The sequence below is a fragment of the Actinomycetospora chlora genome (genome assembly GCF_039542135.1).
Lineage (GTDB): Bacteria > Actinomycetota > Actinomycetes > Mycobacteriales > Pseudonocardiaceae > Actinomycetospora > Actinomycetospora chlora.
Genome location: NZ_BAABHO010000013.1, coordinates 25,263 through 49,738, shown reverse-complemented (window position 1 = coordinate 49,738; position 24,476 = coordinate 25,263). Strand labels below are relative to the sequence as shown.

The following is a 24,476-nucleotide window of genomic DNA, read 5'->3' as shown; positions in this document are numbered from 1 at the left end:
CGTGACCAGGTCCCGCCGCCTCGCCCTGGTGGTGGCCGCCACCCTCGCGGTCCTCGGGCTGGTCGCCGTCGGCGTCGGCGTGCACGGCACCAGCGCCCCGCCCGCCCCGCCCGCCCCCGTCGCCGCGACCGCCGAACCGACCACCGACGCTCCCCCGACGGCGTCCGGCCCCGTCCAGCGGCCGGCGGCGGGCGCCGCGCCCGTGGCCCTCGACATCCCCGCGATCGGCGTCGCGGGGCCGGTGAACAGCGTGGGCCTCCAGCCCGACGGCGCGCTCGAGGTGCCGGCGCCGGGGCCGCTCTACGACCAGGCCGCCTGGTACCGCGGATCGCCGACCCCCGGCCGGCTCGGGCCCGCCGTGATCCTCGGCCACGTCGACTCCGCCGCGAACGGGCCGTCGGTGTTCTACCGCCTCGGGGACCTGCGGCCCGGCGACCGCGCCACGGTGACCCTCGCCGACCGCACGACCCGCACCTTCGCCGTGGAGGCCGTGCGCTCCTACCCGAAGGACGCGTTCCCGCAGCTCGAGGTCTACGGCGACACGCCGGGCCCGGAGCTGCGCCTCATCACCTGCGGCGGCGACTTCGACCGCGCCGCGCACTCCTACCGGGACAACACGGTGGTCTTCGCCCGCCTCGTCACCTGACCCTGGTCGCGTGCACCACCAGGTTGTCGGTGTAGCTGCGCGCCCCGCGGTCGAAGTCGCCGGCGCAGGTCACGAGGCGCACCACGTCGTCCGGGGTGGCGCCGAAGACCGCGAAGGTCGGGAAGGCGTCCTTGGCGACCTGCTCGATGCGCTCGACGGCGTAGCGGGCCACCGACCCGTCCGCCCGGCCGACCTCGACGAGGTCCCCGGGGCGCAGGTCGCGGAGACGGAAGAACACGGCCGGGCCGCTGCGCGAGTCGACGTGGCCGAGCAGCACCGTCGGGCCGGGCCGGGCGACCGACGGGTCGAACCACCCCACCCGCGCGAAGTCCTGCGGGACCTCGGCCGTCCCGTCGGCCGCGACGCCGAGGCGCTGGACCTCCCGCTCGTCGACGCCGAGCGCCGGGATGCGCACCGAGGCCGGGACGACGCGGCCCCCGGGGGCCGCCACGGCCGGGGCGGGTGGTGGGACCTCCGGCGGGACGCCGCACGCCGCGAGGAGCACGAGCAGGGCCCCCGCGACCAGGACGATTCCCGACCGCAGGGGCCCCGCGCGCCACGTCACGCGCGCGACCGGGCCCCGCGCCGGCGCAGGACGGCGACCCCGGCCGCGACGGCGGCGAGGAGGCCACCGCCCGCCGCGAGCGCCGTGCCGGCGCCGTCACCGGTGGACGCCGTCGCGCCGGCCCCGGTCTCGACACCACCCATCGGGACGCGCGTGAGCTGGCCGCGCACGGCGCCGGCCGTGTACTCCGCGGTGTGGGTGTCGCCGAAGAACGCGGCCGGGTTGTCCTCGATCTCGCGTAGCGAGAACCCGGAGCCGGTGTCCTGCCCGTTCGCCATCACGCCCGTGGTGAACGGGCCCTGGAGGCAACCCGAGCTGGTGCGCGTCCCACCCTCGCCCGACGGGTTCGGGAACGCGATCCGCGGCGGGCCCGACATCCCCGGCTGCGCCTCGTGGATGTGCGTCGCGGTGCGCGCCGGGCTCTGGTACTCGCCGGTGACGCCGCGCAGGGTCAGGTCGTAACAGATGATCTCCTCGTCGCTGTTGATGCGGTAGTTGAAGGTGCCGGTGGCGCCCGGCTGCCCCGGTGCCGGCTGGTTGCTCATCCCCACGACCGTGTCGGGGGTCGCCATCACGGTGAACATCGAGGTGAAGGTGTCCGGCTCGGACACCTCCGTGTCGGCGGCGGACGCGGTGCCCGACGAGAGGACGACCGCACCGGCGGTCAGGACGGAGAGGGCGGCGAGCTTCGGGAGCGCACGGCGCACGAGGGCCTCCTTGATGGGCGAGATGTTCGATTTGCCCGTCTCTACGGGGGTCGCGCCGCCCGCGTTCACCGCCGGTCCGACGCGATCTCGGCTGAACGCGCCGGGCCCGTGTCCCGTACCGATCACCGTGACCCGTGCCGCGCTTTCGCACCCCGCTCGCGCGCACGTCACCACACGGACACACGGAGTCGTCCACGATGGTCCGGACGCCGGATCGTGCAGGGGGGAACGGGTGAGCGACGCCGCGGGCACGGCGCGGGCGCCGGTGGACCTGCGTCGCGTCGAGGATCTCGAGACCGCGTACCGCACCCACGCCGGCGAGCTCGAGCGCTTCGCGCTGCGCCAGCTGCGCGACCCCGGCGCCGCGGCGGACGTGGTGCAGGAGGTGTTCGTCCGCGCGTGGCGGCACGCCGAGCGCTACGACGCCGGGATCGCGAGCCTGCGGGTGTGGCTGTTCACGATCGCGAAGAACGTCGTCGTCGACCACGTGCGCCACGCCCGGAGCCGCCCCGGCACACCGACGGCACCCGCCGACCTGGCCCTCGTCGTCGGGCAGGGCGGGGACTTCAGCGACGACCTCGTCACCGCCTGGTTCCTCGAGGAGGCCCTGACCCGCCTGGGCGACGACCAGCGCAGCGCCATCGTGGAGACCTCCGTGCGCGGCCGCCCCTACGCCGAGGTCGCCGCGGAGCAGGGCGTGCCCGTCGGCACACTGCGCAGCCGGGTCTTCTACGGCCTGCGCACCCTGCGCCGGATCATGGACGACATGGGGGTCCCGCTGTGAGCACTCCGCCCGTCGGGCCGGCACACGAGCACCTCCGCGCGATGCTCGGCCCCCACGCGCTCGGCCACCTCGGCGACGCGGAGACCGCCGAGGTCGAGGCGCACCTGGGCACCTGCCCGTCGTGCCGCGCCGAGCTCTCCGCGATCGCGCCGCTGGCCGGCCCCCTCACCCGGGTCGACCCGGACACCCCCCACGTGCCCGGCGTCGCCCCGCCGGACGGGTTCGCCGGCGTCCTGCACCGCCTGGAGCGGGAGCCCACCCGCGAGCCGGCGCCCCTGCCCTCCTCCGACGACCTCGCCGCCCGCCGGCGCCGCAGGGCCCGTCCCCTGCTCACGGCAGCGGCCGCCGCCGTCATCGGGCTCGCCGGGGTCGGCGTCGGGCTCGCGCTCGCCGGGACGGGCGACCCGGCGGTCGCGCCCGTCGCCGTCCAGGCGCTCGACCCCACGGTCCGGGCCAGCGCGGGGACGATCGACCACTCCTGGGGGGTCGAGGTGGTGCTCACCGCATCCGGGTTCGCCGAGGGACAGCGCTACGAGGTCACCGTCCTGGACCGCACCGGACGCCCCGTTCCCGCCGGCGCGTTCCGCGGCACCGGCGGGGCGCCGATGGTGTGCCGGCTCAACTCGTCGGTGCTGCTCGACCAGGCCGGCGGCTTCGTCGTCACCGACGCCGACGGGGACGAGGTGCTGCGCTCGAGCTTCGCCTGATCACGGGGACGCCGCTGCGTGGGATGGCCCACGGTGCGTGCCCGTCCCGTGGCCCAGCGGCACGGACGCGGGCGGCGCAGCCGCATGGACCGGTGCAGAAGCCGACACGGCACCGACCCTCTCCTGTGTCAAGCGGTAATCTGGACACGTTCTCCGACGCCACCGCGACGACTGATTGAGGCGATCCCTAGTCGTGTCCAGTAGTAGCCCGACCGCCCAGTTCGGACCCAACGAGTGGCTGGTCGACGAGATGTACCAGCGCTACCTGGCCGACCCCGATTCCGTCGACGCGGCGTGGCACGACTTCTTCGCCGACTACAGCCCGGACACCGCGCCCGACGAGGCGGGCGCCCACACCAGCGCGGGCAACGCCGCCAACGGCAACGCGCCGCTCTCCGCCGACACCGCCGAGCCGCGCTCGGGCTCCGGCCCGTCCGGCTCGTCCGCGGGCAACGGCGCCGCGCCCCGCCCGGCCGCCGAGGCCCCGGCCGAGAGCCCGGCCCCGCGGCAGCAGGCCCAGCAGCAGCAGGCCCAGCCGAAGCCCGCCGAGAAGCCGGCCGCGGCGAGCAGCACCACCACGTCCGCCGCCGCGGGCCAGACGGCCGACGCCGCCGGCAAGCCGGCCGCGGGCACCACCAGCCCGGCGAAGTCGGCCCAGCCCGGCGGCAGCGGCGACGGCAGCGCCGAGACCACGAAGCCCCTGCGCGGGGCGGCGAACGCCATCGCCAAGAACATGACGGCGTCGCTGCAGCTGCCGACGGCGACGAGCGTGCGCGCCGTGCCGGCCAAGCTGCTGGCCGACAACCGCATCGTCATCAACAACCACCTGCGGCGCACGCGCGGCGGCAAGGTGTCGTTCACCCACCTCCTGGGCTACGCGATGGTGCGCGCCCTCGAGGCCTTCCCGAACATGAACCGGCACTTCTCCGAGGACGAGAAGGGCAAGCCCGCCGTCGTCGACCCGGGCCACGTCAACCTCGGCCTGGCCATGGACCTCAAGGCCAAGGACGGGTCGCGCTCGCTCGTCGTGGTCGCCCTGCGGGGCTGCGAGAACATGAGCTTCTCGCAGTTCTGGGCGGCGTACGAGGACATCGTCCGCAAGGCCCGGACCGGCGCGCTGACCAGCGAGGACTTCGCCGGCGTCACGATCTCGCTGACCAACCCGGGCACGATCGGCACCAACCACTCGGTGCCGCGCCTGACCGTCGGCCAGGGCACGATCGTCGGCGTCGGGGCCATGGAGTACCCCGCCGAGTTCCAGGGGGCGAGCGAGGAGAAGCTCGCCGACATGGGCATCAGCAAGATCATCACGCTGACGTCCACGTACGACCACCGGATCATCCAGGGCGCCGAGTCCGGCGACTTCCTGCGCCGCATCCACCACCTCGTGCTCGGCGAGGACGGCTTCTACGACGACATCTTCGCGTCGCTGCGGATCCCCTACGAGCCCATCCGCTGGCGCCAGGACCTGCCGTCGTCGACCATCGACCGCACCGCTCGGATCATCGAGCTGATCGACGCGTACCGCACGCGCGGTCACCTCATGGCCGACACCGACCCGCTGTCGCACCCGCAGCGCAAGCACCCCGACCTGGACATCGCGTCGCACGGGCTCACGCTCTGGGACCTCGACCGCGAGTTCCCCGTCGACGGGTTCGCCGGCCGCGGCTGCATGAAGCTGCGCGACGTCCTCGGCGTCCTGCGCGACTCGTACTGCCGCACCATCGGCGTCGAGTACATGCACATCCTCGACCCGGAGAAGCGCGCCTGGCTGCAGGAGCGCATCGAGCGCCCGCACGAGAAGGTGCCGGTCGCCGAGCAGAAGTACATCCTCTCCAAGCTCAACGCCGCCGAGGCGTTCGAGGCGTTCCTGCAGACCAAGTACGTCGGGCAGAAGCGCTTCTCGCTCGAGGGCGCCGAGACCGTCATCCCGCTGCTCGACGCGGTGCTCGACACCGCGGCGGCGCACGAGATGGACGAGGTCGTCATCGGGATGCCCCACCGCGGACGCCTCAACGTGCTGGCCAACATCGTCGGCAAGCCGGTCTCGCAGATCTTCCGCGAGTTCGAGGGCAACCTCGACCCGGGCCAGGCCCACGGCTCCGGCGACGTGAAGTACCACCTCGGCGCCGAGGGCAAGTTCTTCCGGATGTTCGGCGACGGCGAGACCACGGTGTCGCTGACCAGCAACCCGTCGCACCTCGAGGCCGTCGACCCGGTGATGCAGGGCATCGTGCGGGCCAAGCAGGACCTCCTCGACCGGGGTCCCGAGGGCTTCACCGTCATGCCCGTGGCGCTGCACGGCGACGCCGCGTTCGCCGGCCAGGGCGTGGTCGCCGAGACGCTGAACCTCGCGCTGCTGCGCGGCTACCGCACCGGCGGCACGGTGCACGTGGTGGTCAACAACCAGGTCGGCTTCACCACCGCGCCCGAGCACACCCGCTCGTCGCAGTACAGCACCGACGTCGCGAAGATGATCGACGCGCCGGTGTTCCACGTGAACGGCGACGACCCCGAGGCCTGCGTGTGGGTCGCGCGGCTGGCCGTGGAGTTCCGCGAGCGCTGGAACTCCGACGTCGTGATCGACATGATCTGCTACCGGCGCCGGGGCCACAACGAGGGCGACGACCCCTCGATGACCCAGCCGGAGATGTACGACGTCATCGACGCCAAGCGCTCGGTGCGCAAGACCTACACCGAGTCGCTGATCGGCCGCGGCGACATCTCGCTGGAGGAGGCCGAGCACGCGCTGCGCGACTACGGCAGCCAGCTCGAGCACGTCTTCAACGAGGTCCGCGAGCTCGAGAAGGCCGACGCGGAACCCAGCCCGTCGGTCGAGTACGAGCAGGCTCTGCCGCCGTCGCTGCAGACCGCGGTGCCGCTGGAGGTCATCCAGCGCATCGCCCGCGCGCACACCGAGCTGCCCGAGGGCTTCACGGTGCACCCGCGCGTCAAGCCGGTGCTCGAGCGGCGCGGCAAGGCGTCGTCGATCGACACCGAGGAGGGCATCGACTGGGCCTACGCCGAGCTCCTCGCGTTCGGGTCGCTGCTCATCGACGGCAAGCTCGTGCGCCTGTCCGGCCAGGACTCCCGCCGCGGCACGTTCGTCCAGCGCCACTCGGTGGTCATCGACCGGCACGACGGGTCGGAGTACGTCCCGCTGCGCAACCTCACCTCCGACCAGGGCCGCTTCATGCCGTACGACTCGGCGCTCTCGGAGTTCGCCGCGCTCGGCTTCGAGTACGGCTACTCGGTGGCCAACCAGAACGCCCTGGTGCTCTGGGAGGCGCAGTTCGGCGACTTCGTCAACGGCGCTCAGCCGATCATCGACGAGTTCATCTCGTCCGGTGAGGCGAAGTGGGGCCAGACCTCCGACGTCGTCCTGCTGTTGCCGCACGGCCACGAGGGCCAGGGCCCGGACCACACCTCGGGACGCATCGAGCGCTTCCTGCAGCTGTGCGCCGAGGGCTCGATGACCGTCGCGGTGCCGTCCAGCCCGGCGAACTACTTCCACCTGCTGCGCCGCCACGCCACCGACGGCGTGCGCCGCCCGCTGGTCGTCTTCACGCCGAAGTCGATGCTGCGCAACAAGGCGGCGGTCAGCCCGGTGGAGGAGTTCACCTCGGGCGGCTACCGGCCGGTCCTGGACGACCCGGCCTTCGCCGAGCACGGCACCGACGGCGTCACCCGCGTGCTGCTCTGCGCCGGCAAGATCTACTACGAGCTGGTCGCGGCCCGCGAGAAGGCGGGCCGCACGTACGACACCGCGATCGTGCGGATGGAGCAGCTCTACCCGCTGGCCACCGAGGAGCTCACGGCGGTGCTCGACCGGTACCCGAACGCGGACGACGTCCGCTGGGTGCAGGAGGAGCCGGCCAACCAGGGCGCCTGGCCGTTCCTGGGCCTGTGGCTGCCGGAGCGGATGAAGGGCCGGCTGCCCCACCTGACGCGCGTCTCCCGCCGCCGCATGGCCGCCCCGGCCGCCGGCGTCGCCAAGGTGCACGAGGTGGAGCAGAAGGCGCTCATCGCCGAGGCGCTCGCGGACTGAGGACGGTGTACTTCACCGACCGCGGGATCGAGGAGCTCGAGGACCGGCGGGGCGAGGAGGAGGTCAGCCTGGCGTGGCTGGCCGACCGCCTCCGCGCCTTCGTCGACGCCCACCCCGAGCACGCCGGCGCCGCCGACCGGTTCGCGACGTTCCTCGCCCGCGACGACAGCGATGACGAGTAGGGACGTCCCTCAGCCGAGCCCGAACTCGCGCAGCTTGCGGTAGAGCGTCGTCCGGCCGATGCCGAGGGCCGCGGCGGCGCGGCTGCGGTTGCCGCCGGCCTCGCGCAGAGCGGCGGCGACGGCGTCGCGCTCCGCGCGCTCGAGCAGACCGGGCGTCCGGCCGCGGGCGCCGTCGCGCAGCTCGGCGGGCAGGTCGCCGGGCTCGACGACACCGCCGGCCGCCCGCCGGGCCAGGGCGGTCACGGTCGCGCGCAGCTCGGCGACGTCGCCGGGCCAGTGCCAGGTGGTCAACAGGTCCCAGGCGCCGGGAGCGAGGCGGGTGTCGCGCTCCGGGGCGGGGAGCCCGTGGAGGACCGACCGCACGAGCCCCGGCAGGTGGCCGGGCGTGCCCGCCAGGGACGGCAGGTGCACGGTCGTGGCGATCCGCCGCACGGTCCCCCGCAGCGGGTCGGTCCAGGCCTGCGCGTCGACGGTGAGCACGAGGGGCCCGCCGTCGTCGGCGAGCGCCGCCAGCCGCACCAGGCCGTCGCGGTCGAGGACGTCGGCGTGCCGGACGAGGACCCCGCGCGAGGTGCAGGTCGCCGCGTCCGCCCACCGGACCGGGTCCCGGGCCGGGTCGACGACGACCGGGTCACCGGCGTCCTGCGCGCGCAGCAGTCGCCGGGCGAGGTCGGTCCGGCCGCTGCCCGCGGGGCCCGACACCGCGATCCGCTCGCCGTGCCGCAGCGCCTCCCGCAGGTCGCGGTCCACCTCGGGGACGTGGTGCAGGGGCGGGGGTGACGCCGCGCCGGCGGCCGGGAGCCGAGGTCGAGGCCGTCCGGGGACCACCCGCACGCTGAACGCGATCCGCCCGCCGTCGCGGATCGGCTCGACGAGCGCGTCGCGCGTTCCGTCGGGCAGGGGCACCGCCATCCGCCGCGGGCGGTGGGGACCGTGCTCGGCCAGGAAGCGCCACAACGACGGGTGCAGGTCGGGCCCGGCGTGGACGAGGCCCTGCCGGTTCGCCAGCACCGTGTCCTCGTCGACGACGAACGCCGCGGCCCCGTCGCCGTCGACGGCCAGGTAGGAGCGCACCAGCCGCCGGCGCCGCTCGCCCGCCCCGTCGAGCAGCCGCTCCTCGATCTGCCGGCCGATGTCCGAGGTCATCGCGGTCATCAGCGGGTGGACGTCCCGCGCCGCGCAGGCCAGCGAGAACGAGCCGAGCAGGCGTCCGGTCCAGGGCTCGACGATGGGGGTCCCGGCGCACGTGAGGTTCTCCAGGAGCGGGTGGTAGTGCTCCGGGCCGCGGACGAGCACCGGGCGCCGCTCGACCAGCACGGTGCCGAGCCCGTTGGTGCCGACGGCGTGCTCGGAGAAGTCCGAGCCCTCCACCGCGCTCGCGCGGTCCATCTCGGTGCGCTGCCGGCGTTCCTCGGCGTGGCGCACGACGATCCGGCCCGTCGCGTCCGAGAGCACCATCGCGACCGGCACGTCGGCGAAGCTCTGCCGCAGCCGCTCGAGCACCGGCGCGGCCGCGCGCGACAGCGCCGGAGCCGGGTCCTCGGGCTCGCGGTAGGGGATGCGACCGGGGTCGGCGGGGACGCCCTCGCCGACGCAGCGCCGCCAGCTCGTCTCGATCAGCGCGGGCACGCCGGCGCGGCCGGGCGGCACGACGAGGACGCCCTCGTCGACCAGGGCCTCGCGGCGACGTCGCGTCCGCACCATCTGCGCCGACGACATCGTCGGCCGGCTCTCGTCCCGCATCCGCTCGTCCTGCACCGCCCCGCGTATCGGTGGGCCCCCCGAGGCACGCACCCGCCCACCACAGTGCCCCACGTCACAGGCCCGGCGCCAGAGGCGCCGGGCTCGCCGACTGTTCCGGATCGGAACAGCCCGGCCGGGTCCCGGCCGGAGAAGGTCGGTGCCGAAGTGAGCACGAGGAGGCACCCATGACGGAGACGACACCGGCGACCTCGGTCGAGGCGGACGCGCTGCGCGCCCTCTACGCCGACTGGACCGCGATCATGACCTCGACGCCGGACCTGACGACGCGGCTGTTCCGCAGCATCTTCGACGAATGGCACCAGCCCACGCGCGAGCCCGAGGACGTCACGTACGCGCAGGAGACGATCGGCGGCGTGCCGGGACTGTGGGCCCTACCGATCGGCGCGGACCGGACCCAGGTGCTGCTCTACCTCCACGGCGGCGGGTTCGCCGTCGGGTCGGCCTCGAGCCACCGCAAGCTCGCCGGGCACGTCGCCAAGGCCCTCGGCGTCACCGCGTTCGTGCTCGACTACCGCCGCGCACCCGAACACCCGCACCCCGCGCAGGTCGAGGACGGTGTCGCGGCGTTCGTGGGGCTCACGGAGCGCGGTCTCCGTCCCGAGGACGTCACCACCATCGGCGACTCGGCCGGCGGCAACCTCGCCGTCGCCGTGCCGCTGGCCCTGCGCGAGCAGGGGCTCCCGCTGCCGGGACGGATCGTCGCGTTCTCCCCGTGGCTCGACATGGAGAACACCGGCGAGAGCCTCGTGACCAACGCGGAGACCGACGCGCTGGTCACCGTTCCCCTGCTCGAGAGCATGATCGCCGGCGTCCTCGCCGACGGGGCGATCCACCCGCGCACGCCCCTGGCCAACCCGCTGCACGCCGACCTCGCGGGCCTCCCGCCCCTCTACGTGGACGCCGGGGACGCCGAGACCCTGCGCGACGACGCCGTCCGGCTCGCCGCGCGGGCCGAGGCGGCGGGCGTCGACGTGACCCTCTCGATCGTCGACGACATGCAGCACGTCTTCCCGTTCCTGGCCGGCACGGCGCCCGAGGCGGACGACGAGATCGCCCGCGTCGCCGCCTGGTATCGCACCACGATGAGGAGCACCCGATGAGCACGGACCTCGACGCCATCGTCATCGGCGCCGGCTTCGGCGGCATCTACATGCTGCACAAGCTGCGCGACCAGCTCGGCCTGCGCACCCGCGCCCTGGAGAAGGGCGGCGGGGTCGGCGGCACCTGGTACTTCAACCGCTACCCGGGCGCGAAGTCCGACACCGAGGGCTTCGTCTACCGCTACTCCTTCGACGACGACCTGCTCGCCGAGTGGGACTGGAGCACCCGCTACCTCGACCAGCCCGATGTGCTGGCCTACCTCGAGCACGTCGTCGAGCGCTTCGACCTCGGCCGGGACATCCAGCTCGACACCGAGGTCACCTCGGCGGTGTTCGACGAGGAGCAGGACCGCTGGGTCGTCACCACGGCGGCCGGCGAGCGCCTCACGGGTCGCTACCTCGTCACCGCGCTCGGGCTGCTGGCCCGGACCAACATCCCCGACATCCCGGGGATGGACGACTTCGCCGGGCGCCTGGTGCACACCAACGCCTGGCCCGACGACCTCGACCTGCACGGGAAGCGGGTCGGCGTGATCGGCACGGGCTCGACCGGCACGCAGTTCATCGTCGCGGCCGCCCCGCAGGCCGAGCACCTCACCGTCTTCCAGCGCTCCCCGCAGTACGTCGTCCCGTCCGGCAACGGGCCCGTCGACCCCGACGAGGTGGCACGCACCAAGCGGGACTTCTCGACCATCTGGGAGCAGGTGCGCGGCTCGGCCGTCGCCTTCGGGTTCGAGGAGAGCACCGTCCCCGCCATGGAGGTCTCGGCCGAGGAGCGCGAACGGGTGTTCCAGGAGAACTGGGACAAGGGCAACGGCTTCCGGTTCATGTTCGGCACGTTCAACGACATCGCCACCGACCCGGACGCCAACGCGGCCGCCGCGGCCTTCATCCGCCGGAAGATCGCCGAGATCGTCGACGACCCCGAGACGGCCCGCCGGCTCCAGCCGACCGACCTCTACGCCAAGCGCCCCCTGTGCAACGAGGGCTACTACGAGACCTTCAACCGCGACGACGTCACCCTCGTCGCGCTGGGCGAGACCCCCATCGAGCGGATCACACCGCGCGGCGTGCGCACCGCCGACGGCGTCGAGCACGACCTCGACGTCCTCGTGCTGGCCACCGGCTTCGACGCCGTCGACGGCAACTACCGGGTGCTGGACCTGCGCGGGCGCGGCGGGCAGCACATCGACGACCACTGGGCCGACGGCCCCACCAGCTACCTCGGGGTGTCCGTCGCCGGCTTCCCGAACATGTTCATGATCCTCGGGCCGAACGGCCCGTTCACCAACCTGCCGCCCAGCATCGAGGCGCAGGTCGACTGGATCGGCGAGCTGGTCCGGCGGGCCGAGGAGTCGGGCGCGCGGGCCGTCGAGCCGACTCAGGACGCCGAGGACGGGTGGACGCGGACGTGCCGGGAGATCGCCGACGCGACGCTCTTCCCGCAGGCCGACTCCTGGATCTTCGGTGCGAACATTCCGGGCAAGCGGAACGCCGTCATGTTCTACATGGCCGGCCACGCCGCCTACCGCGAGCAGCTCGGGCAGGTCGCCGACGCCGGCTACGAGGGGTTCGTCATGGCCGGTCAGACCGCGTCGAGCCGCTCGGACTCCTCGTAGCGCATGACGGGCAGCAGGGACGGCTCCGGGCCCTCGGGGTCGGCGGCGCAGGCGTCGAGCGCCGCGTGCAGGGCGGCGGCGTCGAGGCCCACGCCGAGGAACACCAGCCGGGCGCCGGCGACGGCGGCCGAGCGGGGTGCGGGACGCACCCGGATCGCCGTGCCGACCGTCTGCACGACGAACGGCGCCGCGCCGGGGAACCGCACGACGCCCTTGGCGCGGAACACCCCGGCCGGTCCCGCCTCGAGGAACGCCGCGAACCGGCCCGGGTCGAGCGGGGCGTCGCGCTCCACGGCGACGCTCTCCCACGCGGTGTGGGCGTGCTCCGCGGGGGCGTCCTCCCGCAGCAGGGCGTCGAAGGACAGCTGGCCCGACCGCGGCGGCGACCGCCGGGCCGGCGGGTCGACCAGCAGCGCCGGGTCGACCGCGCCCCGGACCACCGGGAGCACGGGCCCCGGCGCGATCGACCGCAGGGCCTCCAGCAGCGGGCCGGGGTCGTCGACGCGGTCGACCTGGTTGAGCACCACGAGGTCGGCGAGGCGGACCACGCCGCCGTCGGGGCCGTCGGGCTCGCCCTCGACGGCGTCGACGACCACCACCAGGCCGCCGTACGCCGCGTGCCGGGCCTCCCCCGCGATCGCGTCCAGCAGGAGGCGTACCAGCTCGCTGGGCTCGGCGAGGCCGCTGGCCTCGACCACCACGAGGTCCAGGCGCGCCGACGGCGCCGTCAGGTCGGCGAGCAGCCCGGCCAGGCCGTTCGCGTCGGTGGTGCAGCACAGGCACCCGTCGGCCAGCGACGTCACGGCGCTGGCCTGCCCGGCGACGAGCATCGCATCGATGCCGATCGCCCCGAAGTCGTTGACCACGACACCGATCCGGACCCCGTCGGCCCGGCGCAGCAGGTGGTTGACCAGCGTCGACTTGCCGGCACCGAGCCGACCGGCGACCAGCACCACGGGGACGCGGCGGACCATGCCGACCAGCCTGGCAGAGGGTCCGCCGCGCCCGGGCGGCTACCGGATGCCGGCGGAGTTCAGCCAGTCACGCGCGACCTGCGCCGGGTCCGGGCGGTCCGGGCCGGCCAGGCGGGCGTTGAGCGCGGTGAGCTGGGCGGTGTCCATGCGCTGCGAGATCTGGTTCAGCGTGTCGGCCACGCGCGGGTCGGACGTCTTGGCGCGGTTGATCACCGGCACGACGTTCTGGGCCGCGAAGTTCGACCGCGGGTCCGCGAGCACCACGAAGTCGTTCTGCGGGATCGACGCATCGGTGGTGAACAGGTCCGCCGCCTGGACGGTGCCGTCGCGCAGCGCCGCCACGGTGAGCGGGCCGCCGGCGTCGAGGGCGCGGAACTCCTTGAACGTGCAGCCGTAGAGGCGCTGCAGCCCGGGGATGCCGTAGGGGCGCTGCTGGAACTCCGGCGGGCCGCCGAAGGAGACGGTCGGGCAGAGCCGCGTGAGGTCCTCGATCGAGGTCAGGTTGTTCTGGGTGGCGAAGGCCCGCGTGACCACCACGGCGTCCTTGTCCTCCGCGGCGCTCTGCGGCAGCAGCTGGAGGTTCGGCGGCAGCTTCGCGCCCACCTGCTGGTAGACCTGGTCCGAGGCCGTCGCCGTGGCCTGCGGGTCGAGGAACTGCAGCAGGTTGCCGGTGTAGTCGGGCACGAGGTCGATCTCGCCGCGCTGCAGCGCAGGGAAGTACGTCTCGCGGCTGCCGATGCCGAAGCGGCGCTCGACGGCGACGCCCTTCTGCTCCAGGGCCGTCGCGTAGATCTCGGCGAGGAGGCGGTTCTCGGTGAAGTTCGCCGAGCCGATGCGGACCGTGCCCTGCGCGGACGGGGCGGCGGGCTGGGTCGCCAGCGGGTCGGAGTTGCCGCCGCAGCCGGCGAGGAGCACGCCGACGGCGGCGAGCGCCGCCAGGAGCAGCGCACGCGGGGATCGGGTCACGGTCGGGCCTCTCTCGAAGGGATCGGGGCAGGGGTGGGTGCGGGCTCGCGGCGTGCCGAGGGCAGCCGCAGCCGATCGGGGCCGGGCGTCACCAGACGCCCGAGGGTCTGCAGGACGAGCTCGACGACGACCGACAGCACGGCGACGATCAGCGCGCCGCCCAGCATCTGCGGGAAGTCGCGGACGGCGAAGCCGTCGATGATGTAGCGCCCGAGGCCGCCGAGCCCGACGTACGCGGCGATCGTCGCCGTGGCGATGACCTGGAGCGTCGCGAAGCGCACGCCGCCGAGCACGAGCGGCACCGCGGCCGGGATCTCGACACCGAACAGGATCTGGTGCTCGCGCATGCCGATGCCGCGGGCGGCGTCGACCGCGCCCGGGTCGGCGCCGGCGACGCCGGAGTAGGCCCCGGCGAGCATCGGCGGGATCGCGAGCAGCACCAGGGCGAGGGTCGGCGGCAGCAGGCCCAGCCCCAGGAGCAGCACGAAGAGCACGAGGACGCCGAGCTCGGGCAGCGCGCGCAGGCCGTTGGCGACGCCGACCACGGCCAGGCCCCCGCGGCGCGTGTGCCCGACGAGCGCCCCGATCGGCAGCGCGATCACCGCGGCGATGGCGACGGCCAGCAGCGTGTACCCGAGGTGCTCGAGCACGCGGGCGGGGATGCCGGCCGAGCCGCTCCAGCGGGTGGGGTCGCCGAACCAGTCGACGAGACGTCCGAGCACGCCTACACCCCCTGCCGTGCGCGCGCCCACGGGGTGAGGGCACGTCCGAGCGCGAGCCACAGCGCGTCGAAGACGAACGCGAGCAGGATCGAGCCGACGATGCCGGTGGCCACCATCGCCGTGTAGTCCTGCTGGAAGCCGTCGGTCATCAGCGTGCCCAGGGACTGGATGCCGACCAGCGCCCCGACCGTGACCAGCGAGAACGACGACACCGACGCCACCCGCAGGCCCGCGGTGAGCACCGGCACGGCCAGCGGGAGCTGCACGCCGAGCAGCAGGCCCACCGGGCGGTACCCGACGGCGACCGCGGCGGTGGTGACGGTGTCGGGCACGGCGTCGAGCGCCTCGGCGACGCTGCGGACCAGCAGCGCGACGGTGTAGATGATCAGCGTGAGCCCGACGTTGACCGGGCTGAGGATCGGCGTGCCCAGCACGAGCGGGATGAACACGATCAGCGCGAGCGAGGGGATGGTGTAGAGCGCGCCCGACAGCGGCACGAGCACCCGCCGCGCCCCCGGCGAGAGGTGCGCCCACCAGCCCAGCGGCAGCGCGATCACGAGCCCGAGGACGACCGGGACCACCGCCAGCAGGACGTGGTCGACGACGAGCTCGTCGATGTCGTAGCCGAAGGCCCTCACGCGCCGGCGTCCCCGGACCGCGCGCCCCGGTCGAGCAGCGCCAGGACGTCGTCGGTGTCGACCCCGCCGCGGTAGCGACCCTCGCCGTCGACGGCGACGCCGCGCCCCGCGGGCGAGCTCAGCGCCGCGTCGAGCGCGCCGCGCAGCGTGCCCGCGCCCTCGACCGCAGCGACCGCGCTGTCCGGGCCGCCCTCGGTGACGTACACCGACCCCAGGTCGTGGCGCCCGCCGTCGGGCCCGCGCCACGCCGCGGGGCGCTGCGCGCCGTCGAGCAGCAGCGTCCACTCCCCCGGCACCCCCGACGAGGAGCCGTTGGCGTCCGGGCTGGTGGGCAGGTCGACCAGACGGAGCGCGGTGGCCGGCACGAACCCGAGACGCCGGTAGCCGCGGTCGCGCCCCACGAACCCGGAGACGAACTCGTCCACCGGCGCCGCCAGCAGCTCGTCCGGCGGCGCGAACTGGGCCAGCCGGCCGCCCACCCGCAGCACCGCCACGCGGTCGCCGAGACGGATGGCCTCGTCGATGTCGTGGGTGACGAACAGGATCGTCTTGCCCAGGTCGGCCTGCAGGCGCAGCAGCTCGTCCTGCAGCTCGACGCGCACCACGGGGTCGACCGCCGAGAACGGCTCGTCCATGAGCAGGACGGGCGCGTCGCCGGCCAGCGCGCGGGCGACGCCGACGCGCTGCTGCTGGCCGCCGGAGAGCTGCGCGGGCCACCGCTGGGCCAGCGCGGCGTCGAGGCCGACCCGCTCGAGCACCTCGGCGGCGCGGGCGCGGGCCTGGGCGCGCGGCATCCCCTGCAGCACCGGGACGGTGGCCACGTTGTCGATCACCCGGCGGTGCGGGAAGAGCCCGGCCTGCTGGATGACGTAGCCGATGCCCCGGCGCAGCTCCGCCGGGTCGGCCTCCGCCACGTCGCGGCCGTCGAGGTGCACCGACCCGGAGGTGATCTCGACCATCCGGTTGACGGTGCGCAGCGAGGTCGTCTTGCCGCAGCCGGACGGCCCGACCAGCACCGTGATCTCGCCCTCGCGGGCGGTGAGCGTGAGGTCCTCCAGGCCCACCGTGCCGTCGGCGAAGCGCTTCCCCACGTCGCGGAACTCGATCAAGGTGGCTGCCCCCGGTTCCGTCGGTGGCGCAGGGTCGGCCACCCGAGTCGTCGCGAGAATGTAGCCGGAGCCCCCGACACCCGCGACCGATCACGCACCGCGGGTGACCGCCGGTGTGACCGCGGTCTCAGCCGGCCGTCAGCCCGCGGCCCGGTCGACCGGGGTCAGCGGGCCCCGGCGCAGCAGCTCGGTGAACTCCTCACCCGGCACGGCGCGGGCGAACAGCCAGCCCTGGTAGGCGTGCACACCGAGGTCGCGCAGCACCGCGAACTGGTCGGCGTCCTCGACGCCCTCGGCCACGCAGACCTGCCCGATCGCGGCGGTGAGGTCGACGACGGCGCGGGCCACGGCCCGGTCGGACTCGCCGGTGGCGACGCCGCGGACGAACCCGCGGTCGAGCTTGACGATCTGCGCGGGCAGGCCGGTGAGGCGCGAGAGCGACGAGTAGCCGGTGCCGAAGTCGTCGACCGCGAAGCGCACGCCCGCGGCGATGAGCTCGTTCATCTCCCGCAACGTGGTCGCGGGCAGGTCGGCCAGGCAGGTCTCCACCAGCTCGAGCACGAGGCGGTCCCACGGCAGCCCGGCGTCGGTGACGGCGTCGTGCACGGTCTCGAGGAAGTCGGGGTCGCCCGGCAGCAGGCCGGCGAGGTTCACCGCCACCGACGGCACGACCCCGTCGGGGCCGGCCGACGGCCACACCGCGGCCTCGCGGACCGCCGTGCGCAGCACCCAGCGGTCGAGCTCGCCGAGCAGGTCGGCGGCCTCGGCCACCGGCAGGAACTTGTCCGGGAAGATCAGGCCCTGCTCGGGGTGCTGCCAGCGCACCAGCGCCTCGGCGGTCTGCACCCGCCCGTCCGGGCCGACGACCGGCTGGAAGTGCAGCACGAGCTCGTCGTTGACCATCGCCTCGCGCAGCTGGGTCTCCATGCGCAGGGCCTCGTCGGCGCCCTTCATGATCGCCTCGTCGGCGAGCGCGAACCGCCCGTTGCCGCCGCTCTTGGCCTCGAACAGCGCGGCGTCGGCGAAGCGCATGAGGTCGCCGGTGCCGGGGTGGCCCGGGGCGGGCTCGAGGCCGGCGAGCTCGGTGGCGCGCTCGCGGCGCAGGACCTGGGCCACCGGGTCGTCGGTCGGGTCGACCTCGCCGGCCGCCGGGTCGAGGTCCTCCGGGCCGATGCCGATCGTGGCGCCGACCGCCGCGCCGACCGTCGCCGAGATGCGCACGAGCTGGCCGTGCACCGGGATCGCCGTGCGCAGGATGCCGGCCACCGTGGCGCTCAGGGCGTCGAGGCCGCCGTGCAGGTCGACGTCCGCGCACACGACGACGAACTCGTCCCCCGCGCTGCGCGTCGCCGCGCACCCGGCGGGTAGCCGCTCGCGCAGGCGGCCCGCGAGCTCGACGAGCAGCTCGTCGCCGGCGTCGTGGCCCAGGGAGTCGTTGACGCGCTTGAAGTTGTCGAGGTCGCAGAACAGCACGCCGACCCGGCGGGCGGCCGGCCCGGCCAGCAGGTGCGACACCGTGGTCGTCAGCGCGCGGCGGTTGGGCAGCCCGGTGAGCTCGTCGTGCATGGCCTGGTGGCGCAGGCTGGCCTCGACGCGGCGGGCGTCGGTGACGTCGGTGAACACGACGAGGTGGGTGACGCCGCCGTCGTCGTGCACCGACACCGACACGTGCAGCTCGCACCACACCGGCGCCGCGTCGGCCCCGCCCGCGCCGCGCTCCCGGGTGCGCAGCGCCCGCGGCGAGCACGACCAGCTCACCGACCCGGCCGAGCCCGCCGGGCGGGCGAGCAGCGGCGTCGCGAGCCCGGCCCCGTCGGCCTCGGCGTCGAGGTCGAGCAGCTCGTCGGCGCGGCGGTACCGCAGAGAGTCGAGGCCCTGGCCCAGCAGCCGGCACAGCGACTGGTTCGCGTCGACCAGCCGCTCGTCGTCGTCGAACATCGCGATGCCGACCGGGGCGACGGCCAGCAGGTCGGTGAACCGCTGGGTGGAGACGCGCAGCCGCTCCTCGGCCTGGCGCCGGGCGGTGACGTCGGCGGCCGTGCCGAGCACCGTGCCCCCCGCCCGGCCGCCCTGGCGCAGGGCCGCGTGCACCTGCAGGATGCGCCCGCTGCCGTCGCCGAGGCGCACCTCGGCCCCGAGCGGGGCGCCCCCCGAGACGAGCGCCTCCCAGGCGCGGAGGAACGCCGCGCGGTCCTCGGGGTGCAGCGCCGCCAGCAGGCCCTCGGCGCGCCGGGCGGCGTGCGGGTCGACACCGAGCAGGTCGGTGAGCACCGGCGAGAGCCACGCGGAGCCGGTCGCGAGGTCGACCTCCCAGTGCCCGAGCCCGGCGATCCGCTCGACCTCGGCCGCCGAGGGCGGCGCGGCGCTGAACGGCGCCGGGGCCGTCGTGGGCACGAGGACGAGCACCGCGCCGCCGCCGGCCTCCGGCCACACCACGACCTGCACCGGCAGCGGCGGCGCCCCGACCCGGCGCAGGCCCGCGACGAGGAGGCCGTCCGCGCCCGCCGCCGGGTCGGCCGGGCCGACGCCGACGAGCAGCTCGCCGACGGGCCGGCCGAGCACGTGGCGGGGCTCGAGGCCGCCCGCGGGGTCGACGAGCCGCGTCACTGCGTCGCCGACCTCGACGACGCGGCCGAGCTCGTCGTGGCGCAGGGCGGCGCCGTGCGGCAGCGGGGACGTCCCGTACGGGAGCGGCCCGGCCGGGGGGCCGGCCGGGGGCCCGGGCGGCATCGGGGGCAGCGACGGCACCGTCGCCGGCCGGCGGTCGCCGCCGGGGCGTGCCGCGCGCGCCCCGTCCCCGGGGGTCGCCGTCGTCGCGCGGACGACGGCGAGGCCCCGCGGGCCGGGCTCCGGCACGGCACTGCTCACGCATCTCCCCCTCGCCTCGGCGGCGGCGGCGTGTGGAACGCACCGTCCGTCTCTGTCTCAGGCAACGAAGGAGACCGGTTCCGGGTCCGGGGGGATCACCCCGTGGAGGGACCCCGCGCGGCGACCGTGAGGTGCGACGCGTTCTGCTGCACGACACGGACGGTCGACCTTGAGGTCACCGACCGGTCGGCGCGACGAAGCGGAACGCCTCCACGACGAACGGCGGTGGTGACAGGGCCACTCGGCCGATCGTCCCGCGGATCACCCACGTGCGGATCATCGACTCACCGTCGGTGGGTCCTGGCCGCCGCGAGCGGTCCACCGAGCGCTACGAGCGACCCGCAGCCGCCGAAAGGTGGAACCCGGATGACCCACCCGAGGGACGCATCTCGCCCATGACCGACCGGTACGGAACCCCTACCCGGTCGGCACGTCCGTCATCCCCCGCTAGTGCGCGTGGTGCTCGGCGGCGACCTCGGCGACGTGCCGCCGCACGACGCCCTCCTCCGACGCCGCGCGCGCCACCGCCTCGGCCACCGCGGGCGCCACGCGGCCGTCGAGCGCGCTGGGCACGATGTGGTCCGGGCCGAACTCCTCGTCCCCCGCGGCGATGTCGGCGATCGCCTCGGCCGCGGCGAGCTTCATCGACTCGGTGATCCGCCGGGCGGCCGCGTCCAGGGCACCCGCGAACACCCCGGGGAAGGCCAGCACGTTGTTGATCTGGTTCGGGTAGTCGCTGCGACCGGTGGCGACGACCGCGGCGTGCTTGCGCGCCACCTCGGGGTCGATCTCCGGGTCCGGGTTCGACAGCGCGAACACGACGGCGTCGTCGGCCATGGAGGCGATGACGGACTCGGGCACGGTCGAGCCCGACAGGCCCAGGAAGACGTCGGCGCCCGCGAGCGCCGCCGCCAGGTCGCCCCGGACCCCGCGCGGGTTGGTCTCCTCGGCCAGGGCGATCTTCTCGACGTTCATCCCCTCGCGGCCGGCGTGGATCACGCCGCGCGAGTCGAGGACGACGACGTCGGAGGCGCCCGCCGAGAGCAGGATCTTCGCGCACGCCACCCCGGAGGCCCCGGCGCCGCTGACCACGACCTTGAGCGAGGCCAGGTCGCGCCCCTGCACCCGCGCGGCGTTGCGCAGCGCGGCGAGCACGACGATCGCGGTGCCGTGCTGGTCGTCGTGCATCACCGGGCAGTCCAGCGCGTCGACCAGGCGGCGCTCGATCTCGAAGCAGCGCGGCGCCGCGATGTCCTCCAGGTTGACCGCGCCGAAGCTCGGGCGCAGGTGCACGAGCGTCTCGACGATCTCGTCGACGTCGGTGGTCTCCAGCACCAGCGGGATCGAGTCCAGGTCAGCGAACGCCTTGAACAGCGCCGACTTGCCCTCCATCACCGGCAGCGACGCCCGCGGGCCGATGTCGCCGAGGCCCAGGACCGCGGTGCCGTCGGAGACGACCGCGACGAGCCGGTGGGTCCACGTGTAGCGGGCGGTGAGCGCCTTGTCGTCGGCGATCGCGCGGCAGACCTTGGCCACCCCGGGCGTGTAGGCGATCGCGAGGTCGCGGCGGCCGGCCAGCCCGACGGTCGGCGCGATCGAGAGCTTGCCGCCCTCGTGCGCGGAGAACACCTCCTCCTCGGTGATGTCCCGGCCGTCCAGGCTCGGCTGGTTGTCGGTGGTGTCGGCGGAGAGGTCGGGGGCGTCGCTCACGGGGGCTCCAAGCGGGACGGGGGCGCGGCGGTGCGGCGGAGGTGGGGTACCCGGGTGGGAGCGCATCGGACGGACGAGAGAGGCGGCTCCGCGGTCGGCGGTGCCGGGGTCGGGTCGTCGGCGCGGGTGGGCGCGCGACCCGGGTCGTCGAGCTCCTGCACCCGGTCGCCCGCGATCCTCGCGCGCCACCCCCTGCTGTGTCTGCGCCCCCGCGCGTCGCGCGTGTCACGCGCACCCCGCCCGGTCCGCCTCAGCGCGCACGCAGCCGCCCCGGGCGGGGCCACAGGCGCCAGCGGACGGGCCCCACGGCCAGTGCCGGTCCGAGCGTGCGGGAGTCGGTGGAGGCGCCCGGCGCGTCGCCGACGGCGAACCAGCCGCCGTCGAGCTCGAGCGCCGCCCGCTTGACCGACAGCTGCTGCGGGCGCGCCGGCCAGCGCACCAGCGCCAGCTCCCCGGGCCGCACCGCGGCACCGATCCGCGCCAGGACCACGTCGCCGTCGCGCAGCGTCGGTGCCATCGAGCCGCCGCGCACGAGCACCCGCCGCGGGCGGTGCCGCCAGAGCGTCGTGACCAGGTCACGGACGGTGCTCACCGCCGGCGCTCGGTGTGTCGCGGCCCCGGGACGGGGGTACGTTCCCTGACGTCGGAACGATCACCATTCCCCACCAGGAAGAGGGAGGCGAGATGGGACTGCTCTCCAGCGTCCTTCGTCCGCGTCTGGAGGCCACCGCACACTGCGACCTCCCCTGCGGCGTCTACGACCCGGCCCAGGCCCGCATCGAGGCCGAGTCGGTCAAGGCGATCCAGGAGAAGTACCAGAGCAACGAGGACCCGGCCTTCCGGGCCCGCGCGATCCAGATCAAGGAGGAGCGCGCGGACCTCGTCAAGCACCACCTCTGGGTGCTCTGGACCGACTACTTCAAGCCGCCGCACTTCGAGAAGTACCCGCAGCTCCACGAGCTGTTCAACAAGGCGACCAAGGCCGCGGGCGGCGGTGAGGGCGGCGCCAAGTCGTCCATGGACCCGCAGTCCGGCCAGCAGGTGCTCGACTACATCGCCGAGATCTCGGACATCTTCTGGGAGACCAAGAAGGGCTGAGCCCTCGGTGGGCCCTCGCGGTCACGCCGCACCCGCACGTCGACGCGCCCGTCCCCGGTTCCCCGGGGGCGGGCGCGTTGGTGTCCGGGCCCAGCGGGTACGAGGGAGGCCGTGAGCCCGAGCGAGAGTCCCCGCGGACGCGCCTTCGTCCTGCGCCACGGCGAGACGGAGTGGTCGCGCGACGGGCGGCACACGAGCCGCACCGACCTCCCCCTGACCGCGAAGGGCCGGGAGGCCGCCCGGACGGCGGGGCGGCTGCTGGTGACCCTGCGCGGGGAGGACGCGCCGCCCCCGGCGGTGTGGACCAGCCCGCGGCAGCGCGCGACCGAGACCGCCCGGCTGGCCGGGCTGGAGCCGCTGGAGGTCCGCGACGACCTCGTGGAGTGGGACTACGGCGCCTACGAGGGCCGCACGACCCCGGAGATCCGCGAGGAGGTGCCGGGCTGGACGGTGTGGACCCACCCGTGCCCCGGCGGCGAGACCGGCCCGGAGGTGGCGGCCCGGCTCGACCGCGTGCTCGGCGACGTCGAGCGCGAGCTGGTCGAGCGCGACGTCGTGCTCGTCGGCCACGGCCACGCCGGGCGCGTGCTGATCGCCCGCTACCTCGACCTCGACGCCCCCGCCGGCGTCGGGTTCGCGTTCGACGCCGCGTCGGTGACCGTCCTCGGCCACGAGCGGGGCGTGCCGCGCATCGACCTGCTCAACGCCCCCGGCGGGCTCGTCGAGCCGCCCCCGCCGCCGGCCGAACGGCACTGAGGGGCCGGGGAGCTAGCCCGACGACGCCCAGGCGCGCGACGGCGCCGCCAGCAGGCCGGCGAGCACCAGCGCGGCCACCACCATCACCGGCACGCCCCACGCCGGCTGCCCGGACGGCACGGCGGCGTAGAAGGCGCACCCGAGCACGAGGAGCTGCGCCACCAGGCAGGGCCCGCGGGCGCCCCGGACGCCGGCCAGCAGGGCGACCCCGGCGGCCCCCACGGCGATCCCGGCCAGCGCGACGAAGCCCCACACGGAGAAACCGACACCGGCCGTCGCCAGCAGCACGGCGGCCGCGACACCCACGACGCCCTCGAGCACGACGCCGGCCGCGGCCAACCGGATCGGGCGGGGCGTCGTCACGGGGACCAGGGTAGACAGCGGTGCGCAGTGGGCCGTTCGGAGATGTCGGCGACATCCGGGCCCCGCACCATCCGATCGGACGGGGCGTGCCGTCTACGGTGAGTGCCGTGCGTGCGCTGCTCGTGGCCAATCCCTCGGCCACCACGACGACGGCGGCCGGTCAGGACGTCATCGCGCACGCCCTCGCGAGCGAGATCAAGCTCGACGTCGTCGCCACCCGCTACCGGGGACACGCGGCCGAGCTCGCGGCGCGCGCCCGGGCCGAGGCCGTCGACCTCGTCGTCGTCCTCGGCGGCGACGGGACGGTCAACGAGGCCCTCAACGGCCTGCTCGCCGACGGGCCGGGCGAGCACGTGCCCGCGCTCGGGGTGGTGCCCGGCGGGTCGGCGAACGTCTTCGCCCGCGCCCTCGGCGTGCCCCGCGAGCCGCTCGAGGCCACCCACACCCTGCTCGGCGCGATCGCGGAGGGCCGCTCGCGGCGGGTCGGGCTGGGCCGCGCCGACGAGCGGTGGTTCAGCTTCAACGCCGGCCTCGGCTGGGACGCCGACGTCATCGCCTCCATGGAGCGCGCCCGCGGGCGCGGCCACGACGCGACGCCCACCCGGTACGTGGCCACCTCGATCCGCCGCTGGTCGCGCGCGCGGGTCGACCCGCCGGACCTCACCGTCGAGATCCCCGGGGAGGAGCCGGTGAGCGGCGTCAAGCTCGCCCTGGTCTCCAACACCGACCCCTGGACCTACCTCGGCGGCCGGCCGGTGCGCACCAACCCGGGCTGTTCCTTCGACCGCGGCCTCGGCGTCTTCGCCCTGCGGTCACTGGGCCTGCCCACCGTGCTGCGCCTCGTGCAGCAGGTCCTGCGGCGCGACGGGGCGACCGGGCTGCGGTCGGTGGTGCGCCGCGACGACGTCCCGGCCCTGCGGGTGACCAGCAGCGAGGCCGTGAACCTCCAGGTCGACGGCGACCACCTCGGGCGGCGCAGCGACGTCGAGTTCGTGGCCGTTCCGGAGGCGCTGCGGGTGGTCGTGTAGACGCCCGGAGAGGCCACGGTGTGAAGTGCGCGTGAAGTGTCGGCGCCGAAACCCGCGATCGGCGGGCTTCTGAATCGAGCCCAGCTGCTGACCGCTCGTCGCGCGCCCTCACACGGGTGGAC

General features: G+C 75.0%; 22 protein-coding genes. 10 read left to right on the top strand and 12 right to left on the bottom strand.

The window, feature by feature from the left end; translation table 11 throughout:
* Position 1 precedes the first annotated feature (1 nt).
* Positions 2-646 carry a class F sortase gene (locus ABD994_RS10240; RefSeq protein WP_345413736.1) on the top strand — a complete coding sequence of 215 codons (645 nt, stop codon included), beginning with the start codon at positions 2-4 and terminating at the stop codon, positions 644-646.
* Here ABD994_RS10240 and ABD994_RS10235 read toward each other — a convergent pair.
* Both ABD994_RS10235 and ABD994_RS10230 read right to left on the bottom strand, forming a co-directional pair.
* The gene (locus ABD994_RS10235; protein WP_345413732.1) at positions 639-1,211 is read right to left on the bottom strand and encodes a class F sortase; all 573 of its coding nucleotides are present in this window, start codon (positions 1,209-1,211) and stop codon (positions 639-641) included. The genes ABD994_RS10240 and ABD994_RS10235 overlap by 8 nt on opposite strands.
* Complete coding sequence (locus ABD994_RS10230; RefSeq protein ID WP_345413730.1) at positions 1,208-1,918, bottom strand: CHRD domain-containing protein; 711 nt, start codon at positions 1,916-1,918, stop codon at positions 1,208-1,210. The genes ABD994_RS10235 and ABD994_RS10230 overlap by 4 nt, the downstream gene beginning before the upstream one ends.
* A 232-nt stretch (positions 1,919-2,150) precedes the next feature.
* Here ABD994_RS10230 and ABD994_RS10225 point away from each other — a divergent pair, with 232 nt between their 5' ends.
* The 4 genes from ABD994_RS10225 to ABD994_RS10210 all read left to right on the top strand — a co-directional run bounded on the left by ABD994_RS10225 (position 2,151) and on the right by ABD994_RS10210 (position 7,639).
* The gene (locus ABD994_RS10225) at positions 2,151-2,702 is read left to right on the top strand and encodes a sigma-70 family RNA polymerase sigma factor (RefSeq protein WP_345413728.1); all 552 of its coding nucleotides are present in this window, start codon (positions 2,151-2,153) and stop codon (positions 2,700-2,702) included.
* The gene (locus tag ABD994_RS10220) at positions 2,699-3,409 is read left to right on the top strand and encodes a zf-HC2 domain-containing protein (protein WP_345413726.1); all 711 of its coding nucleotides are present in this window, start codon (positions 2,699-2,701) and stop codon (positions 3,407-3,409) included. The genes ABD994_RS10225 and ABD994_RS10220 overlap by 4 nt, the downstream gene beginning before the upstream one ends.
* A gap of 193 nt (positions 3,410-3,602) precedes the next feature.
* Entirely contained in the window at positions 3,603-7,457 is a 3,855-nt protein-coding gene (locus ABD994_RS10215; protein ID WP_345413724.1) for a multifunctional oxoglutarate decarboxylase/oxoglutarate dehydrogenase thiamine pyrophosphate-binding subunit/dihydrolipoyllysine-residue succinyltransferase subunit, read from the top strand.
* A 5-nt stretch (positions 7,458-7,462) separates the two neighbouring features.
* The gene (locus ABD994_RS10210; protein WP_274191560.1) at positions 7,463-7,639 is read left to right on the top strand and encodes a DUF6104 family protein; all 177 of its coding nucleotides are present in this window, start codon (positions 7,463-7,465) and stop codon (positions 7,637-7,639) included.
* 9 nt (positions 7,640-7,648) lie between these two features.
* Here ABD994_RS10210 and ABD994_RS10205 read toward each other — a convergent pair whose 3' ends face one another.
* Positions 7,649-9,382, bottom strand: a complete 1,734-nt coding sequence (locus tag ABD994_RS10205; protein ID WP_345413723.1) for a sigma-54-dependent Fis family transcriptional regulator — start codon at positions 9,380-9,382, stop codon at positions 7,649-7,651.
* Positions 9,383-9,567: 185 nt separating this feature from the next.
* On the opposite strand from ABD994_RS10205, the gene ABD994_RS10200 reads away from it, so the two are divergent.
* Positions 9,568-10,503 carry an alpha/beta hydrolase gene (locus tag ABD994_RS10200; protein WP_345413722.1) on the top strand — a complete coding sequence of 312 codons (936 nt, stop codon included), beginning with the start codon at positions 9,568-9,570 and terminating at the stop codon, positions 10,501-10,503.
* Positions 10,500-12,122, top strand: a complete 1,623-nt coding sequence (locus ABD994_RS10195) for a flavin-containing monooxygenase (RefSeq protein WP_345413720.1) — start codon at positions 10,500-10,502, stop codon at positions 12,120-12,122. The genes ABD994_RS10200 and ABD994_RS10195 overlap by 4 nt, the downstream gene beginning before the upstream one ends.
* Here the strand turns inward: ABD994_RS10195 and ABD994_RS10190 are convergent.
* The 8 genes from ABD994_RS10190 to ABD994_RS10155 form a co-directional block, all read right to left on the bottom strand.
* Positions 12,089-13,096, bottom strand: a complete 1,008-nt coding sequence (locus ABD994_RS10190; protein ID WP_345413718.1) for a CobW family GTP-binding protein — start codon at positions 13,094-13,096, stop codon at positions 12,089-12,091. The two genes, ABD994_RS10195 and ABD994_RS10190, sit on opposite strands and share 34 nt — an antisense overlap.
* Before the next feature lie 39 nt (positions 13,097-13,135).
* Entirely contained in the window at positions 13,136-14,062 is a 927-nt protein-coding gene (locus tag ABD994_RS10185; protein WP_345413716.1) for an ABC transporter substrate-binding protein, read from the bottom strand.
* Positions 14,059-14,784 carry an ABC transporter permease gene (locus ABD994_RS10180; protein WP_345413714.1) on the bottom strand — a complete coding sequence of 242 codons (726 nt, stop codon included), beginning with the start codon at positions 14,782-14,784 and terminating at the stop codon, positions 14,059-14,061. Before ABD994_RS10180 ends, ABD994_RS10185 begins: the two co-directional genes overlap by 4 nt.
* A 2-nt stretch (positions 14,785-14,786) precedes the next feature.
* On the bottom strand, positions 14,787-15,422 hold the full coding sequence (locus ABD994_RS10175; RefSeq protein WP_345413712.1) for an ABC transporter permease: 636 nt from the start codon (positions 15,420-15,422) through the stop codon (positions 14,787-14,789).
* Positions 15,419-16,531, bottom strand: coding sequence for an ABC transporter ATP-binding protein (locus tag ABD994_RS10170; protein WP_345413710.1), 1,113 nt, complete (start codon positions 16,529-16,531; stop codon positions 15,419-15,421). The genes ABD994_RS10175 and ABD994_RS10170 overlap by 4 nt, the downstream gene beginning before the upstream one ends.
* A gap of 138 nt (positions 16,532-16,669) precedes the next feature.
* Entirely contained in the window at positions 16,670-19,399 is a 2,730-nt protein-coding gene (locus ABD994_RS10165) for a putative bifunctional diguanylate cyclase/phosphodiesterase (protein ID WP_345413708.1), read from the bottom strand.
* A 447-nt stretch (positions 19,400-19,846) separates the two neighbouring features.
* A complete protein-coding gene (locus ABD994_RS10160; protein WP_345413930.1) occupies positions 19,847-21,043 on the bottom strand; it encodes an NAD(P)-dependent malic enzyme in 1,197 nt (398 codons plus the stop codon).
* 316 nt (positions 21,044-21,359) lie between these two features.
* The gene (locus ABD994_RS10155; protein WP_345413705.1) at positions 21,360-21,701 is read right to left on the bottom strand and encodes a S24 family peptidase; all 342 of its coding nucleotides are present in this window, start codon (positions 21,699-21,701) and stop codon (positions 21,360-21,362) included.
* Between the two features lie 92 nt (positions 21,702-21,793).
* Between ABD994_RS10155 and sodN the strand changes: the two genes are divergently transcribed.
* Positions 21,794-22,207, top strand: coding sequence for a superoxide dismutase, Ni (sodN, locus tag ABD994_RS10150; protein WP_425550047.1), 414 nt, complete (start codon positions 21,794-21,796; stop codon positions 22,205-22,207).
* A gap of 111 nt (positions 22,208-22,318) precedes the next feature.
* Positions 22,319-22,963 (top strand): histidine phosphatase family protein, encoded by a 645-nt coding sequence (locus tag ABD994_RS10145; protein WP_345413703.1) that lies wholly within the window; start codon positions 22,319-22,321, stop codon positions 22,961-22,963.
* A gap of 12 nt (positions 22,964-22,975) precedes the next feature.
* Here ABD994_RS10145 and ABD994_RS10140 read toward each other — a convergent pair whose 3' ends face one another.
* Complete coding sequence (locus ABD994_RS10140) at positions 22,976-23,326, bottom strand: hypothetical protein (RefSeq protein WP_345413701.1); 351 nt, start codon at positions 23,324-23,326, stop codon at positions 22,976-22,978.
* A gap of 107 nt (positions 23,327-23,433) precedes the next feature.
* On the opposite strand from ABD994_RS10140, the gene ABD994_RS10135 reads away from it, so the two are divergent.
* The gene (locus ABD994_RS10135) at positions 23,434-24,354 is read left to right on the top strand and encodes a diacylglycerol/lipid kinase family protein (RefSeq protein ID WP_345413699.1); all 921 of its coding nucleotides are present in this window, start codon (positions 23,434-23,436) and stop codon (positions 24,352-24,354) included.
* Positions 24,355-24,476: the final 122 nt, after the last annotated feature.